This window comes from Peribacillus sp. NPDC006672 (assembly GCF_050274955.1).
Lineage (GTDB): Bacteria > Bacillota > Bacilli > Bacillales > DSM-1321 > Peribacillus.
This window is the reverse complement of the sequence record NZ_JBNNOR010000003.1, coordinates 277,296-294,505: the sequence shown is the minus strand read 5'-3', so window position 1 is coordinate 294,505 and position 17,210 is coordinate 277,296. Positions and strand designations below refer to the sequence as shown.

The following is a 17,210-nucleotide window of genomic DNA, read 5'->3' as shown; positions in this document are numbered from 1 at the left end:
TTGTTAGCGTTTAACCTTTTACTCTCTATTTAAGTATAGGAATAATCACCAATCTTCTATAGTCATAAACGTCAATTGTCCTGCATTACAAATGTCATATACTTGTCCACTTTTCACACGTGTTTTTTCCTTAATGATCATTTTCACCCTTAAAAAAATGATCAATTCACTCAAAATCGCATCAACCATTCGATTCCAAATAAATAAGCCGTAGTTTATTCAATCAAAAAAAGATCCGCCATCTGGCGAATCCATTTATTACTTGATGGCATAAACCCGTTCAGGCCGGCCTACCGTGCCATATGTTAGATCGGCTTCGATTTTTTCCTCGGACATCAAGTGTTCAAGATAGCGCCTTGCCGTTGTCCTGCTCACCCCGATTTCCTTTGCCACTATTTCGGCAGTTAACCCCGGGGAGGCTTTCCCCAACACAACCATCACCTTCTCCAAAGTCATCCTATCTATTCCTTTTGGCAGTGATTCCCTATCCTTTTCATTCATTTCCTTTCGCAATAGCTTATCCACCTGTTGCTGCGTTACGGGAAAATTCCCCTTTTCCAATTCAGACAATTTAATGTAATACTCTTGATATCTGCGTAAGGACTGCTTGAAACGCTCAAATGCGACAGGCTTGATAATATAATCAAATATGCCGATCTTGATGGCCTCCTGGACTTTTTCGATCTCTTTTGCCGCGGTCATCATAATGACATCCATTTGTTTGCTTTGCTGCTTGATATCTTTCAGGATATCAAGCCCATTCATATCCGGAAAATACATATCGAGCAATAATAAATCCGGCTGCATGATTTCAATGAAGCTTTTAGCCTCGACATAACTTGACGCGATCCCGATTGCTTTAAACCCCTCAATCTTTTCAATGAATAGCCTCTGTATCTCGGCAATCCGTAAGTCATCTTCTACGATTAAAACTTCTATATTACGAATGGCCTTCATTTAATCACTCCTCTGTTTTTTTGGTATGGCTATAGTAAAGATCGTATATTCCCCTTCTTTCGTCGAAAAAGTGATATATCCCCCTAATCCATCAATCGCTTCCTGAACAAGACCCAAACCTATACCTGAATTGGTTTGATGGCTTTTCGTCGTAAAACCGTTCTGGAAAATAAGTTCGGTAACATCTGAATTCATCCCTTTTCCGTTATCTTCAACTTCGATAATCAGTTCTTTACCTAAATCAGTGACGAACAACGAAACCTTTTTTTCCTCCATTTGATTTTCTCGTACCGCTTCGAAGGCATTATTGATAAGGTTACCGATAATCGTCACTAACACATCTCTGTCTATTTCGGACGGAATATCTTTAAAGCTGCTTTCTCTATCAATAGTAAAATCAATTTTCAGCTCGCTGGCTAAACTTACTTTCCCTAAAATGAACCCGGCAATAATCGGATCAGGAACTTCCTTCATCAGAAAGTGAATGAAGCCTTGAGTGACATCCACTTCCTTCGATATAAAATCAATCGCTTCTTTATAGGATCCCAGTTGGATCAGGCCTAATAGAGTATAAAGCCGATTGGAATATTCATGTGTCTGGGCCCTTAGCCCTTCTGCATACGCCTTTACATGTGATAGTTCTTGAAGGAGATTGGATAGTTCCGACTTATTCCTCAAACTTGCAACAGCACCGATGACTTCACCCTGTCCATTCAAAATGGGAATCCGGCTAGCCAAAAAGATTTCACCGTCAATCATGAATTCCTGGTCATACTCGGCCTGTGCCGTGCTGACCACATCCAGCAAATGTGTATGCCTGATGACTTCTTCAATTTTTTCCCCGCGAAGCATGACGTCTTTAGGGATATCCAGGATTTTATGTGCCGTTTCATTGACGACGGTGATTTTCCCATGAACATCAATGGCGATGATGCCTTCATGAATCGATTCCAAAATAGCATGCTTTTCTTGAAACATCCAGGCAATCTCTTTCGGCTCCAGACCCAATATCGCCTTTTTTATATTTAATGAAATGAAAAAGGCTATTAATAAACCGCCGATTAAGATAAAAGAGATGGTCCATACTATCTTTCTTTGTATTCCGGACACTTCTTTTTCAATATCGTTCTGAAGGTAGCCAACAGAGACTACACCAATGACTTTTCCATTTGCCATTATCGGGGATTTCCCCCTTATGGAAGGACCCAATGTCCCAGTTGACTCCGTGATGATGGATTTCCCATTCCAAACCTCACCGTTATCCCCACCTACCATTTTCTTCCCGATCAAATTTGGATCCGGATGGGACATCCGTGTTTCATTCTCATCTCCTATTACTATGAATTCCGCATCGATCTGCCTGCGAATCTTTTCCGCAATGGGCTGAATGATTACAGAAGGATTTTCCGTCCGAAAAGCTTTTTTAATCTCAGGCAGCAAAGAAATGGTCTGGGCAACCGACAATGCTTTTTCCCCTGTTTCCTGTTTCAGGTTATTTTCTAAGATATTTATAAAAATAATTTCAAAGATTCCACCCATTAAGATGATTAACGTACAGATGCCCAGCATCAACTTAGTGTGTAAACGCATTCAATCACCTCTTCATACATCATATAAAAAAAAACTCCTTTTAAAAAGGAGTTTTTTTGCAACATTCAGAAAATATCTATTAACCTTCTACATTGATGACAACATCTTTCCCTCTCTTCTTAAGTAAAACCGGAATGAGCAGCCATAGTGCCGTTACAATCAGGAAGGTTAGGGAAAGCGGCCGAGTAAAAAACAAACTGTAATCCCCATCGGATATCGTCAAGGCCCTGCGCATATTATTTTCTATCATCGGTCCTAAGACCAGCCCTAATACCATTGGGGCGATTGGATAATCATTTTTACTTAAGAAATATCCCAAGACACCGCATCCTAATAATAACAATAAATCATAAGTGGATACTTGAACCGCATAAACACCAAAAATAGAAATCGCGATAATGATCGGAATCAAGTACTTCTTAGGAGTTTCAATAATTTTTGCAAAAACCTTAACGAGTGGTAGGTTAAGGATGAGAAGCATGAGATTCCCAATGAACATACTGGCGATAAGTCCCCAAGCCACCTGAGGATGGTCTTCGAATAATAATGGTCCGGGTTGAACATTGTACATCATGAGTGCACCCATTAAGATAGCTGTTGTACCGGAACCTGGAATTCCCAGCGTCAATAATGGAATCATCGCTCCCCCAGAAGCGGCGTTATTAGCCGTTTCAGGCCCAGCCACTCCAGCAATCGCCCCTGTGCCAAATTTCTCGGGTTTTTTTGAAATCCGTTTTTCCATAAGGTATGAAAAGAAAGAAGCAAGAGTGGCCCCTGCTCCTGGCAGGATTCCTACAAAGAAACCTAAGAGCGATCCCCGGGCAATGGGACCCGCAGATTCCTTGAATTCTTCTCTGGAAGGAAGCAAATTACTAATCTTCGCGATATCCCCGTCATCCTCTTCTTTTTCTAAGATTGTCTTGAATACTTCTCCAAGGGCGAATAGCCCCACTGCGATCGTCAAGAATTCAATCCCTTGATATAGCCAGGGAATGTCGAATGTAAAACGAGCGATTCCTGATACATTATCAATGCCTATCGTCCCAATCAGCAAGCCGCAAACAGTCATAATTAACGCCTTTGTTACGGATTTTCCCGCTAAACCACTAACGGCTGCCAGCCCTAGAATCATGAGCGAAAAATACTCAGCCGGACCAAATTTAATGGCAATCGTCGATAATGGCTGAGCTAAGGCAATCATTGCGATAAGGGTGACTATCCCTCCAACGAAGGAACCGATGGCCGAAATGGATAACGCACTCCCGGCTCTGCCCTTCTTCGCCATTTGATAGCCATCCAATGTGGTGACGACAGAAGAAGATTCGCCCGGTGTATTCAATAGGATGGAGGTCGTCGACCCTCCATACATTGCTCCATAATAAACACCTGCAAGTAAAATGATGGCACTTGTCGCCGCCTGCTCTGGTGGGAGTCCACCTGTAATCGAGGCGGTTACCGGAATTAAAAGAGCCACACCGCTCATCGGCCCGATCCCAGGCAAAACGCCGACAGCGGTTCCGATTAATACTCCGACAAATGCAAAAAGTATGTTATACCAAATAAGTGCCGTTTCAAATCCCTGCATTAAATAAACAAAAGTGTCCACTTCAAATCCTCCTTCCTTTTATGAAAACCAGATTGGCCAACCCGGCAAGGTTCCCTTTAAAACGCTCACGAATAAAAAATAGACGATTCCGGAAAATCCTGCAGAAATGATGAGCGATGTCACCCACTTATTCCGTTCCATCGTTTGAAAGCAAACAAATAAAAAGAGAAAGGTCGTAATGACATATCCTATCGTTTCCAGTGTCAAAATATAAATCAATGTTGATGTAAAAATGATTATAAAGGGCTTATACTCCAGCTTTTCCTTACTCGACTCTTGTCTCCTGCTACGATACGCCTCATAGAACAATCGAATGCTTAATACGGCAAGGATCAGTCCCAATACAAAAGGGAAAATGTCCGGTCCTACCGAACTTCCATAAGAAGAACTGGATAGCTTCCTGCTACCTATCATAAACAGCACTCCGACAGCCAGAAAGGCTACGGATGCAAAGCGATCGAATTTCACATCCATCCTTATCCCTCCATTTCAGAAAATAAGAAGAAGGTGAAAGCACCTCCTTCTTCTCCATTATTTTTCCATGCCTAAAGCTTCTAATAATTTCTGCACCTGTTTCTCCTGCTCTTCTAAAAACTTACTGAATTCTTCACTATTTTTATATTCTTGTTCCCATCCTTGAACTTCCACTTCCTTTTTCCATTCAGAGGTTTCAACTAACTTTGCAATGGATCCGTCCCAAAAGGTTTTCGCTTCCTCAGACATATTCTGAGGTCCAAAAACTCCTCTCCAAATCGTGAATTCCGCATCGACACCCTGTTCCTTTGCCGTCGGTATGTCTTTAAGATCTCCACCCAAGCGTTCAGTCGAGGTTACAGCCAACACTCTAATCTTTCCTGCTTTTAAAAATTCCCTGACACTGGAAGCATCCGTTCCAATCACATCCGCATTTCCACCAAGCAACGCCGTAATCGCTTCCCCGCCACCGTCGTACGAGACGTATTTAAGTTCAGTTGGATTCAAGCCATATTCATAGGCTGGAAGAATGGAAATCAAATGATCCATGGATCCCGGGGCCGATCCTCCTGCAAAGGTTAACTTACGAGGATCTTTCTTCACCACTTCCAGCATTGATTTCAAATCCTTGAATTCAGAATCCGCCTTTACCACTATCGCTCCATAATCTTTTGTCAGCTGCGCCAATGGAGTCGTATTTTTATATCCATAAGGACTGTTTCCCTCTTTTTTAAGGTTATTGATGATGACAGGCGGTGAATTCACGAAAAGCATGTCATTATTATCCGCTTGCTGTGTCGCATAATCCGCCATGAAGACAGCACCCCCGCCACCTGGTTTGTTTTCGACGGTTAATGGCTGTTTCACCAGTTTTGTCTCCCCCAAGACCTTTGTAAATGAACGGGCCGTCAAATCCCATCCCCCACCTGCGCCCGATGGAGCAACGATCGTAATGGTCTTTTTCGGATAACCTGTACTTTCTTTCTTCTCTCCTGATGTATCCGAACTGCTGCATGCACCTAAACTTAAAGCTAGCGAACCTGCCAATATGACCGCATAAATCTTTTTACGAGAAAACATATGAATCCCCCTTTTGAAAACGTTTTCCTAATTCTACAAAATTATCTTCCTTTTCTTTAATTATTCACCTAAAATACATAAATTTCATAATCTCCATATTGTTCATAAAGTTTTATGGATGGGCATGGGGAATAAGACTGCCCATTGCGAGCAGCCCTGCTAGAATAATATTTTTGATAAATATACGACCATTGTTACCGTTATACTGCTGAATAAAGTCGACATCAAGACCGCCTGTGCCGCATACTCCGGATGGTTGTCATATTCCAAAGCGAATAATGCGCTGTTTCTAGATGTTGGAAATGAGCTTGCGATAAATAACCCCTGAGCGACAGTCCCGTCCAAGCCCAGCATGAGAATGATCAGGAATGCGATGGATGGCGAGAGTATTAAACGTCCAATCAAGCTAAGGATAAGCGGAAGAGGGAAATGCGTCATTTTCAAGTAGGCACTCTGTGCACCTAATGTAATCAAGGCAATGGCTATGAAAGCACTCGCGATATTATCGATCGGGGTCCATAGGAACGGAGGAATTTCGAAAGAAGTGGCCTGTAATAGTAAACCGAGTAAAAGAGCATAAATGACGGGGTTCTTCAGGAACTCGCGAATGGCACCCTTTGCACTTTTTGTATGGACGGAAACGGAATTCATCAATCCATAGGTATAGGTCAACAGGTTTTGAAAAATGATCACAATGACTTGGATCGACAGTCCAAGAGGATTGGCATGAAAAACCATCTGACTGACGGGTAACCCGAAATTGGCTGAGTTATTCAAGACCACACTATTTTTAAACGTGGCAGAGAGACTTCGATCGAACCTGGCAAATTTAGCAATCACTGAACTCACGATGATGAGGCTCACTGCTTGAAGAGCAAGGAAGCTGAATATCTGGACAATCATCCCCCCGCCCATATTGCTTTGATATATATTGACAAAGCTAATGGCCGGCATGAGCAGGAAGTTATTCAATTTAGACAGCGTATTCAGATCCAGCTTGAATTTACGATGCATAATAGCCCCTGCTCCTATAAGGAAAAAGACCGGTACAATGACATTTAATACGATTAGAAACAGGACACTCACCTGACTTCCTCTCCATTCCTTAGGCTAATTCCTGTTGATTTACATCTCCCATCTATCATAATGCCGGGGAAACCATAATTAAAATACCAATAAATTATCGTTAACCATTCAAAAATGGAATGATAAAAAAGCACAGAGGTTTCTGCGCTCCATTTAAATATCTCTCATGAAATCGACGTCCTGGACAAATTTGACAAACTCTTTGACCAGTTTTAATTCCAGCGACTTTTCATGATATAACATCCAAGTATTCCTAATAAGCGGATTTCCTTGCTTATCCTTAAGATCCATTTGGCGGAGGCTTTGGTCTTTCTCCAATAAAACACTAGGAAGGATCCCATATCCCAGTCCATTCCTGACCATTTCTTTGCATGTATCCCCTTTATCCACTTCCATACCCACCAAAGGCGGTCCTGAAAAATTGTCCCTCCACCAATTTTCGATCATTGTTTTTAAAAGGGCGTCGGTCCCATAATCGATTCTCGGCAATGAGGGCAGGTCCCAAACTTCAATTTTTTCCTTAGAAGCAATACAAATCGTCTCCTCAAAAAGATGATGTCTTGATCCTGACCATTGATAGTCCCCCCGCACAATCCCGACATGCACTTCTTCCTTGTAAATGAGGTTCAGTACTTCTTTACTCCATCCAGTAGTCACATGGAAATCCACTTTAGGATATCGTTCACGAAATAATCTCAACAGGCCAGGCAATTTATGCAGCGTAATATAGTTGGAAACACCCAGCCGTAATGTTCCACTGATCTCCTGACCCATATTGAATGCTGTCTCTTTTATCTGCCGGAGCCTGATCAGCATCTCATCCGCACAGATGGCCAAATATTCCCCTTGAGGGGTGAACTGCACTCCCCTTGTCCCCCGCTCCACAATCTTTAGATTGAATTCCTTCTCTATTTGTTGAATCCGTTTCGTTAAAGAAGGTTGTGAGATATATAAACTTTGCGCTGTTTTAGTAATATTCTTATGTTCATGCAACACCTTTAAAATATGCCAATCCCTTTCGTTCATTGACTTTCCTCCGATATCATTTTCCAGTAATTGCTTTACCCAAACTGTACCATAAAAGGCTTGAAAGGATATATTATTTAACAAAGTCAAAAAAAGGTTCAAGCCATGCTGGCAAGGACCTTTTTACCTTTAAGCAAATTCTCCACCCTAACCCGATAGCTTTTCATCCCATATTGAATGGTAATGCATCTGCCCTTTGCTTTGACAACCTTCAAGTTATAACTCTGAAAATAAAAAACCAACTGTAATACAGCTGGTTTTTTGTTCTATTGCACTGATTGTTGAGTAAGATCAATTTCTTGAGACTTTTTCGAACTGAATCTGTCGACAAGGATGGACAAAGCACCATCTCCCGTTACATTCGCTGCCGTACCTAAGCTATCTTGAGCTAAATATAAAGCAATCATTAATGAAATCATGGTTGGATCAAATCCAAGCATCGTTTCAAGCAAACCTAATGCGGCCATAACCGCCCCACCCGGCACTCCTGGGGCAGCAATCATTGTAACACCCAGCATCAATATGAAAGGAAGAAACATCCCAAAGGTTGGAGTGCCTCCATTTAAAAGCATGACGCCAACTGAGCAACTTATAAGTGTAATCGTACTCCCTGACAGATGTACCGTTGCTAATAACGGGACGGTAAAGTCTGCAATTCTTCCTTGGATACCTGTTTTCTTCACTTGTTTTAATGTGACAGGAATAGTAGCAGCAGAAGACTGTGTCCCAATTGCAGTAAAATAAGCAGGAGACATTGTTTTCAATAATGTAATTGGATTCTTATTAGTTGCCAGACCACTAATCGTGTATTGAATCAGCAGCATTATAAGATGGAGCACAATAATAAGGACAAACACTTTTCCAAATACAGAAAGAATTGACTGTACTTGACCACCGTATGTCATATTGGCAAAAATACCGAAGATATGAAAAGGCAATAATGGTATAATCGCTGTTTTAATTAATTTTTCTACAATTAATTGAAATTCATCAAATGCATGCTGCAATGTCTTTCCTTTAATAGATGCCAGGCCAATTCCAATGATGAATGCGAATAGTAAGGCACTAATAACACCCATAATAGGAGGCATTTCAATTTGGAAAAAAGGTGCGACTAGAAAATCTTCCGGATTATCCGCGTCTTTTATAAGTTGATTTCCAGTAATGAACTTCGGAAGCAAGGTATAACTTGCCGCAAAAGCCATAAACCCAGCAAATATAGTAGAAAGATAAGCCAGAAAAGCCGTTAAGCCAAGCAGTTTACCTGCGCCTTTTCCTAGCTGGCCTATTCCAGGTGCTATGAACCCAATGATAATGAATGGAATCACAAACCCTATAAAGTTACCAAATATACCGTTAAACGTTGCAAAACTCATAATAAGCCATTTTGGTGAAATACTACCGATTAAAACCCCTAAAATAATAGCCAGAATTATTTGTGGTAAAAGACCAAACTTTATTTTCACAACTACAGTCCTCCTGAAAAATACAATTGTTTATCTTAAAAAGACTATACCACAATATTAAACTCATTAAAATGGAAATATATTAATATTCCTTCAGTAATTAGCTGTAAATGGTTTGTGTGCTTTATTTTTAGATTTCAAATCTAGACTTCCTATATTTCCATAGTGTGATTCCAAATATCATTCCTGCTCAAAAAAAAACCCGAAATGGATTGAATATCCACCTGGGTTGTTTTAGTATTCTTATTTATTCATTTTTTAGAAACAGATAAACTGTTTTATACATTTAATTGAATTCTTTCAGGACATGTATAGATATTCATGGAATCATTACGAATAAATCCGACCGTCGTAATTCCTAATCCTTCAGCCAACTCCAAAGCTAATTCTGTTGGAGCGGATTTTGAGAGTATAAGTTCACAGCCGATTTTCGCCACTTTCAAGAGAATTTCCGATGAAATCCGGCCGCTGAACACGATGGCTTTCCCTTTTATCGAAATACCATTTTTCAAGCAATGGCCGTATATTTTGTCCAAGGCATTATGCCGCCCGATGTCCATCCTGCTTAAAACGAGGCCATCGACATCACATAAAGCGGCATTGTGGACTCCGCCTGTATTCTGGAAGGTGACGGCAGAATTTTGTAGATCCTTCATCAAGCGAAAGCAGTCATCAGGAGTCAGTTTCACCGAAACATTATCCATTTTCTTGGCAGTCAATGCATCATTCACAAAGACGAACCCTTGTCTGCTCATTCCGCAGCAAGACGTAATATACCGCTTATTTTGAAAGTCCTGGAAGTATGGATTCACTTTATCTGTCTTCACATGAACAAAGCCTTCTTTTTCCTGGACCCAGATTTCTTTTATCTCATCATATTTTTTGATGATGCCTTCCGAAGCCAAATAACCGATTACCATATCCTCGATGTATTCAGGTGTACAAACCATCGTGACGAATTCCTGGCCATTTATTTTAACAGTAACGGGATACTCCGTTACAATCGTATCTTCCGTCCGCTCGATGTTACCTTTGGTTATCCGGATGATGCCCCTCTTGATTTCAATCGCCTTCATGTTCCCACTCCTTTTAATATCCAGGAGCCAATTGACCAATATGTAAGGAACATGGTCAATGCCCGTTGAGTTTATCCGCTATATTCTTATCAAATACGAATACGGAAATCGCTATGTTCTCTTTAATTTTGATGTCTGAAAACAAATGGACCAGTTTAGCTCCAACCAGTTCTTCCATTCCATCAGGAGGACTCTCCGAATACACATCCTGAACCATTTTCGTTCGTGCTGAATGGACCATGTCCCTTCCTTCCTCTGACCTTGAAATGAACATTTCCGTAGGAGTCAAATTCCCATATAACGTAGAAACCGCCATATTTTCCACGAAAACCGTGTGTATGCGTTCTGGTCCTTTACCGAATAGTTCCTTGCGCAGCTTACGAATCATATCATTGAATTCATGGATAACTTTTGACACCGTTACGTCACTCCAATTTAAGAAAATTAAGTTCTCAATTTTCTTATCATAAATCAACGCAAAGAAAAACAAAAGGAATTTGGGAATGATACCCTCTTTCCAGGATTGTTTCTTTTTATAATTAAAGGTATAATATCAATGATGAAAGTTGGGAGCATAATAGTGTACTGTTGTGTCCCTATCTTTTTTTAAATTATCCATTATGGTATGGATTGGTATATTTGCAAGCTTTGCTATTAAACTATTCCACCATGACCTACACCACCGTTTTAGAGCCGGAGGTGTAATCATGGTGGTTTTTTGCGTGTTTTTGGCTATAAAAGGGGGAAATATAATGAGCGATTCAAACATTGCCATCAAAATCAATGGGAAGGATTATACCGCTAATGAAGGAGCGACAATACTGGAAGTCATCAATCAAAATGAGATAGCTCATCCACAGATTTGTTATGTTCCCGAAGTGGATCCGATCGAAACATGCGACACATGCATCGTCGAGGTCAATGGAAAACTCGTCAGATCATGTTCGACAAAAGCAGTGGGAGGCATGGATATAGCCTTGGACTCAAGCAAGGCAAAAGAAGCCCAAACCGAAGCCATGGACCGGATCCTGGAAAACCATTCTTTATACTGTACTGTATGTGATAATAATAACGGAAATTGCAAACTACATAACACAGCAGAATTAATGGAAATTGAACACCAAAAATATCCTTACACACCGAAAGTGGAATTGGCTGCCGTCGATATGTCCCATCCATTTTACCGCTATGATGCCAATCAATGCATCGCATGCGGGCAATGTGTCGAAGTTTGCCAAAACCTTCAGGTCAATGAAACGCTTTCCATCGACTGGGAAGCAGAACGCCCTCGGGTAATCTGGGATAAAGGAACGGAAATCAATAACTCATCTTGTGTAGGTTGCGGACAGTGTGTAACCATTTGTCCATGTAATGCATTAATGGAAAAATCGATGCTGGGTGAGGCCGGTTTCATGTCTGGTTTGAAAAACGATATGCTTGAACCAATGATTGACCTTGTCAAAGAAGTGGAACCTGGATACAGCGGGATTTTTGCCATTTCGGAGATTGAAGCGGCAATGCGCGATACACGGACGAAGAAGACAAAAACAGTCTGTACGTTCTGTGGGGTAGGATGCACTTTCGAAGTCTGGACAAAAGGCCGTAAAATCCTTAAAGTCCAACCTACTCATGAAGCACCCGTCAATGCGATTTCCACATGTGTCAAAGGGAAATTCGGCTGGGACTTCGTAAACTCGGAAAAGCGTTTGACAAAGCCCCTGATTCGGAAAAATGGAAGATTCGTTGAATCAAGCTGGGATGAAGCACTTGATTTGGTTGCATCCAGACTGGGTTCGATCAAACAGCAATACGGCGGAAATTCAGTAGGCTTCATTTCCTCATCCAAGATCACGAATGAAGAAAACTATGTGATTCAAAAACTGGCTCGGCAAATATTCGAAACGAACAACGTCGACAATTGCTCTCGTTACTGTCAATCCCCAGCAACTGACGGACTGTTCCGTACAGTCGGCATGGGCGGAGATGCTGGTACGATTAAAGATATCGCCGCAGCAGGTCTTGTCATCATCGTTGGGGCTAACCCGGCAGAAGGCCATCCCGTGCTGGCGACACGCGTTAAACGGGCACACAAGCTTCACGGACAAAAACTGATCGTAGCGGACATCCGCAAAAACGAAATGGCCGAACGTTCCGACATCCATATCAGTCCAAAGCAAGGAACAGACCAAGTTTGGTTGATGGCGGTTACAAAATATATGATCGATCAAGGCTGGCATGATCAAGAATTCATCAATGAAAATGTTAACTTCTTCGACGATTATAAAGAAGTACTTGAAAAATATACCCTGGAATACGCAGAAACACACACAGGTATTTCAAAAGAAACATTGATCCAAATAGCCGAGACAATTCGCGATGCAGACGGAACCTGCATTCTTTGGGGAATGGGCGTTACACAAAACACTGGTGCTTCGGACACTTCGGCTGCAATTTCCAACCTGCTATTAGCTACAGGCAACTACCGTCGCCCAGGAGCGGGAGCTTATCCGCTTCGCGGCCATAACAATGTACAGGGCGCTTGCGATATGGGCACTCTTCCAACATGGCTTCCGGGATATCAGCATGTTACCGATGACGTGGCACGTGCCAAATTCGAAAAAGCTTATGGAGTAAAAATTGATGGCAAACCAGGCATGAACAATATTGAAATGCTTAAAGCGATAGAAAAAGGCGACATGAAGGCCATGTATCTTGTAGGTGAAGATATGGCACTTGTCGATGCGGATGCAAACCATGTTGATAAAGTGTTATCCGGATTGGATTTCTTTGTTGTCCAGGATATTTTCCTTTCAAGGACAGCCCAATATGCTGACGTGGTATTACCCGGAGCTCCATCTCTTGAAAAAGACGGAACGTTCACCAATACAGAGCGCCGTGTACAGCGTTTATATAAAGCCCTTCCCACTATGGGAGATTCTAAAGCGGACTGGGAGATCACTCAAGAGATCGCCAAGCGCTTAGGTACGAATTGGAACTACACCCATCCTAGTGAAATCTATGATGAAATGGCCAGCCTGTCACCGCTATTCAGCCAAGCGAATTACGAGGTGCTGGAAGGCTGGAACAGCTTCCTATGGGGAAGCCATGATGGAACAAACACGCCGCTTCTTTATGTGGATGGCTTCAACTTCCCTGATAAGAAAGCACGCTTTGCACTGGCTGACTGGGTAGAACCTCATAAATTCCCAGCAGAATATGACCTTCATATCAATAATGGACGCATGCTAGAGCATTTCCATGAAGGAAATATGACGAACAAATCCAATGGAATCCAATCGAAGGTACCTGATATTTTCGTTGAGGTTTCACCAGAACTTGCAAAAGAACGTAAAGTCAGTGATGGCGGACTCGTTCGCTTAGTGTCACCATTCGGGGCCGTTAAATTAAAAGTCCTGATCACAGACCGAGTAAAAAATAATGAGCTATTTTTACCGATGAACTCAGTCGATAAAGATTCAGCCATTAACTTCCTGACTGGTCCTATCTATGATCAACGCACAAGCACACCCGCTTACAAACAGACGATGGTCCGCATGGAAGTATTAAATGCAAGCGGAGATACCCCATTACCGGGCACAAATCCGCGGAACAAAAAACGTCACCCTCAAAATGGTGTCGAGGTTGAACGTAAGTGGGCCCGTCCAGGCTATGTTCACTTAACGGATAAATAAAAACAAGGAGGGCGAAGATCATGGCAGCTCCAATTACAGAAATCCATAATCCCATTACTGAGGAAGAAATAAAACTACAAAAACTAGAAGAACTAAAAACGCTGATCACCAATAATGAAGATGCGTTAAATAATATGTTTAAAATTGTCAATGAACTGAATGACTCGGGCGTATTCGAAGCTGCGACTTCCATGCTTCAAGGAAAAGAACAAATTGCTAAAATCGCTCTTCAACAAGTCACAAGGCAACCTGTCACAAACCTGATCAATACCCTTATGGGGGCAACAGGAGCCTTGATGAACGCCGATGCCGCACAATCCACCAAACTGCTGAACAGTGCACTTTCAGGAATCGATGAAGGAAACAAATTCCTCCAAAGCGATAAGAAAATCGGCATACTGGATTTAATGAAAACATTGAATGATCCAGACATAAACCGGGCAATCGGTTTTGGCGTCCACTTCCTAAAGGGAATGGGCAAGGAATTAAAAGAATAGAACCGGAACAAAGACTTAAGAGAAGTTCATACTTCTTTTGAGTCTTTGTTCTATTATGAATAAAAAAGGATCGATGAAATATTGGGATCTACACCTACGCTATTGTTTCGTAAAGGCTTGTTGCTGCAAAAGTGTAGTGTAGCGTATTGGATAAAATCAGCATTGGATTGGATGATTTAATGAATCAAGATGAAAAAATTAAGGAATCTGGAGAATTTCCAAAATGTTGATGTACATAGGGCCAAATCACTCATCAAAATACAGGCTGTACACCCTCCCCTTATTCGCACCACGGCTTGTCAGATTCAATGATTGCAAGATCCTCGTTGCACTGGATGAAGAGGAAATGTTTATAAAATCCCTCAACTGCCGATTCGTTATGGTCGAGCCTAATAAATAAAAATAGTCTCGTACAGCCTGGATATGTGCAGTTTTACTGGATTGTTGGCATTGATGACAAATCCATGTGCCATGCCTTCTAAATAACTGATTCCCCTTGCATTTCTCACAAATCACTCCTTTTATTAAGTCCTCTTCGGTAAGATTGTATCGTTCTAGAATGGAAAAGTCCGCATCGATGTGGTGTTTATTCATTACACGAACTGCTTTCTTCAAATCTTTTTCACCAAAAATGGAAGCTTTGATGGAATGCTCCATTTGATTTATTTTAGCGGGAAGTGCATCGCGATGGATAACTTTTTTGTGGAGTTTATGGTTTTCAGGAGCTGTACGGATGATTGTTTGGGGATTACTGATAACAATCAATGAAAGGATGGGGAGTGAGGGCAAACCATTTTTCAAGAACCAATTCGTCAACTGTGATTCCTGGCGGCTGACTTGTATGATGGGATCTGGAAATGCCGTTTCTTTTCCTTCTATCGTGCGAATGAGCTGATTGAAATGCGGATCAAAATAGATTGTTCCTGCAATGTTCTTCACTTCAATAATAAGCGCATATTTCTTGGAGATTAATAACGTATCCAGTTGAAAAAATCGTGATTGATCCTGCAGCCTTAAATCGTGGAAGATGTAATAGCTTTTCGGTTCAAGAAAGCTTAATGGAAAATCAATGGAACATTCCCCTTTATGGCCCGCTTCCCTTTTTTTGAGATCGTTCATGATTAAGGGGAGTTTGGGGTGATTCGGAGGAAGCCTGTACGCTAATGCACGTAATTTGCGGATGGCAAGAGGAACTTTTCGCTTTTTTACAATCAATTTAATCGCTCCAATCTTGTTTCTCCCAAAGGATTCTACAGCAGCAAGGAATATTCCTTTAAATGATAGCGATTGTACAATTTATCTGCGAAATCGGGAATATATCTTCGAAAATGGAGATATATCAGCGAAAACTCCTGATTTATCTGCGAATTATACGATTTATCGATTTTTCGACAAAAACAACTAAAAAAACAAATTGCTATATTTTCATCATAAATGTCGTAATCAAATATAATTATTTATCTTAAAACTATAACATCTTTTTGATTAAACCATCTGACTTTTTAAACTGCATTTAATAAAGTTAAACCTAGATACCATAACAGATTTTGAAGATATATCATCTGTACCTAACCCTTATAGGGGTACCGCCAACATTTCGCGTTTATCTGACGGTACCCCATATGCCAGTCAGTATTTTCTACGAACAGCTGATTAAGGACACAGCGTGCTATTCAACGCAGAGAGGGCCTGCCGTACTGTCATGACTAAAGCTTAATAATAAGTTTCCTTCTTCATACCGGCGCAATGTATCTTTAACCTAGAATATCAGAAAGTGCACTTTGTACGTATGGAAATTGAAAGGAGTAATTGTGGTAAAGTGCTTTTTGAGGGAGTACCCGCTGCCCTTTTAATACCAACTGACTCATTTCTCCAAGTACTACTTTTACTACAACCCCAGGAACACGGAGCCAATATGGGCGGTGAAGGACATCTGTAATGGACTGTCCGAATGATGACATGCGTATAGGATGAGGCGAGGTCACATTCAACGGGCCATCTACTTTAGAATTAATTATGGCGAAGTAAACCATCTCAACCGCATCTTGAATGTGCACCCAGGAAACCCATTGCATCCCACTGCCGATTGTCCCCCCAATACCTAATTTATACGGTAGCACCGTTCGCGGAAAGGCACCCTCTTGACCCAGAATGACGCCGAAACGAGCGAAGACCGTTCGAACGCCTAATTCTTGCGCAATTGCCCCTTCTTTCTCCCAACGCTTTACAACACTGGCCAAAAAATCATTTGCATCACTTTTGGAGGACTCATTAAACGTTTTGAAATCTGACATCCCGTAGTAACTTATACCTGAAGCTTGAACAAGAACTTTTGGCTTTGGATGAAGATGACTCATAATTCGAATGACCTCTTTTGTGGCTGTAATACGGCTATTCAAAATAGCCTCCTTTTTACTTTGGATCCACCGTCCGCTATTAATTGATTCCCCGGCTAAATTGACCATCGCATCGACATCCTTAAGTTCGTTTTCAGGTTGATGATCTGCAGATAGCCAATCAACATAATGAACGAATTCACTTGTTCTTTTATGATCAGAACGACGCGTCAATATCGTTACTCGATGGCCTTTTTGAGTCAACAGGTGCGTCAAGGCTTGACCTACAAACCCACTTCCTCCCGTTATAACAACATGCAATTT

14 protein-coding genes are annotated in these 17,210 nt (G+C 41.4%); 2 read left to right on the top strand and 12 right to left on the bottom strand.

Features of this window, described 5'->3' with window-relative positions; genetic code table 11:
• Positions 1-258: 258 nt before the first annotated feature.
• The 10 genes from ACQKKK_RS07290 to ACQKKK_RS07245 form a co-directional block, all read right to left on the bottom strand.
• Positions 259-957: a response regulator gene (locus ACQKKK_RS07290; RefSeq protein ID WP_427615182.1), complete on the bottom strand. Its 699-nt coding sequence runs from the start codon at positions 955-957 to the stop codon at positions 259-261.
• A complete protein-coding gene (locus tag ACQKKK_RS07285) occupies positions 958-2,547 on the bottom strand; it encodes an ATP-binding protein (protein WP_427615180.1) in 1,590 nt (529 codons plus the stop codon).
• Between the two features lie 79 nt (positions 2,548-2,626).
• Positions 2,627-4,132 (bottom strand): tripartite tricarboxylate transporter permease, encoded by a 1,506-nt coding sequence (locus ACQKKK_RS07280; RefSeq protein ID WP_427615310.1) that lies wholly within the window; start codon positions 4,130-4,132, stop codon positions 2,627-2,629.
• A 39-nt stretch (positions 4,133-4,171) separates the two neighbouring features.
• Positions 4,172-4,627, bottom strand: a complete 456-nt coding sequence (locus tag ACQKKK_RS07275) for a tripartite tricarboxylate transporter TctB family protein (RefSeq protein WP_427615178.1) — start codon at positions 4,625-4,627, stop codon at positions 4,172-4,174.
• A 57-nt stretch (positions 4,628-4,684) separates the two neighbouring features.
• Entirely contained in the window at positions 4,685-5,707 is a 1,023-nt protein-coding gene (locus ACQKKK_RS07270) for a Bug family tripartite tricarboxylate transporter substrate binding protein (RefSeq protein WP_427615176.1), read from the bottom strand.
• A gap of 159 nt (positions 5,708-5,866) precedes the next feature.
• The gene (locus ACQKKK_RS07265; protein WP_427615175.1) at positions 5,867-6,793 is read right to left on the bottom strand and encodes an AEC family transporter; all 927 of its coding nucleotides are present in this window, start codon (positions 6,791-6,793) and stop codon (positions 5,867-5,869) included.
• Between the two features lie 153 nt (positions 6,794-6,946).
• Positions 6,947-7,819 (bottom strand): LysR family transcriptional regulator, encoded by an 873-nt coding sequence (locus tag ACQKKK_RS07260; RefSeq protein WP_427615173.1) that lies wholly within the window; start codon positions 7,817-7,819, stop codon positions 6,947-6,949.
• A gap of 266 nt (positions 7,820-8,085) precedes the next feature.
• Positions 8,086-9,279, bottom strand: coding sequence for a dicarboxylate/amino acid:cation symporter (locus tag ACQKKK_RS07255; RefSeq protein ID WP_427615308.1), 1,194 nt, complete (start codon positions 9,277-9,279; stop codon positions 8,086-8,088).
• A gap of 284 nt (positions 9,280-9,563) precedes the next feature.
• On the bottom strand, positions 9,564-10,361 hold the full coding sequence (gene fdhD / locus ACQKKK_RS07250) for a formate dehydrogenase accessory sulfurtransferase FdhD (protein ID WP_427615172.1): 798 nt from the start codon (positions 10,359-10,361) through the stop codon (positions 9,564-9,566).
• Between the two features lie 55 nt (positions 10,362-10,416).
• Complete coding sequence (locus tag ACQKKK_RS07245; protein ID WP_063234138.1) at positions 10,417-10,779, bottom strand: DUF2294 domain-containing protein; 363 nt, start codon at positions 10,777-10,779, stop codon at positions 10,417-10,419.
• Positions 10,780-11,113: 334 nt separating this feature from the next.
• Here ACQKKK_RS07245 and fdhF point away from each other — a divergent pair, with 334 nt between their 5' ends.
• Positions 11,114-14,053, top strand: coding sequence for a formate dehydrogenase subunit alpha (gene fdhF / locus ACQKKK_RS07240; RefSeq protein ID WP_427615170.1), 2,940 nt, complete (start codon positions 11,114-11,116; stop codon positions 14,051-14,053).
• A 20-nt stretch (positions 14,054-14,073) separates the two neighbouring features.
• Positions 14,074-14,550, top strand: a complete 477-nt coding sequence (locus ACQKKK_RS07235; RefSeq protein ID WP_427615169.1) for a DUF1641 domain-containing protein — start codon at positions 14,074-14,076, stop codon at positions 14,548-14,550.
• Positions 14,551-14,796: 246 nt separating this feature from the next.
• On the opposite strand, the gene ACQKKK_RS07230 is transcribed toward ACQKKK_RS07235, so the two are convergent.
• Together ACQKKK_RS07230 and ACQKKK_RS07225 are read right to left on the bottom strand one after the other, a co-directional pair.
• Complete coding sequence (locus ACQKKK_RS07230) at positions 14,797-15,765, bottom strand: nuclease-related domain-containing protein (protein WP_427615167.1); 969 nt, start codon at positions 15,763-15,765, stop codon at positions 14,797-14,799.
• A 539-nt stretch (positions 15,766-16,304) separates the two neighbouring features.
• Complete coding sequence (locus tag ACQKKK_RS07225) at positions 16,305-17,207, bottom strand: TIGR01777 family oxidoreductase (protein WP_427615165.1); 903 nt, start codon at positions 17,205-17,207, stop codon at positions 16,305-16,307.
• Positions 17,208-17,210: the final 3 nt, after the last annotated feature.

Coding starts and splice junctions, on each gene's coding strand:
- ACQKKK_RS07280 (WP_427615310.1), bottom strand. CDS start 4,132: ATGCAGGGATTTGAAACGGCACTTATTTGGTATAACATACTTTTTGCA.
- fdhF (WP_427615170.1), top strand. CDS start 11,114: ATGAGCGATTCAAACATTGCCATCAAAATCAATGGGAAGGATTATACC.
- ACQKKK_RS07275 (WP_427615178.1), bottom strand. CDS start 4,627: ATGGATGTGAAATTCGATCGCTTTGCATCCGTAGCCTTTCTGGCTGTC.
- ACQKKK_RS07290 (WP_427615182.1), bottom strand. CDS start 957: ATGAAGGCCATTCGTAATATAGAAGTTTTAATCGTAGAAGATGACTTA.
- ACQKKK_RS07260 (WP_427615173.1), bottom strand. CDS start 7,819: ATGAACGAAAGGGATTGGCATATTTTAAAGGTGTTGCATGAACATAAG.
- ACQKKK_RS07235 (WP_427615169.1), top strand. CDS start 14,074: ATGGCAGCTCCAATTACAGAAATCCATAATCCCATTACTGAGGAAGAA.
- ACQKKK_RS07285 (WP_427615180.1), bottom strand. CDS start 2,547: ATGCGTTTACACACTAAGTTGATGCTGGGCATCTGTACGTTAATCATC.
- fdhD (WP_427615172.1), bottom strand. CDS start 10,361: ATGAAGGCGATTGAAATCAAGAGGGGCATCATCCGGATAACCAAAGGT.
- ACQKKK_RS07270 (WP_427615176.1), bottom strand. CDS start 5,707: ATGTTTTCTCGTAAAAAGATTTATGCGGTCATATTGGCAGGTTCGCTA.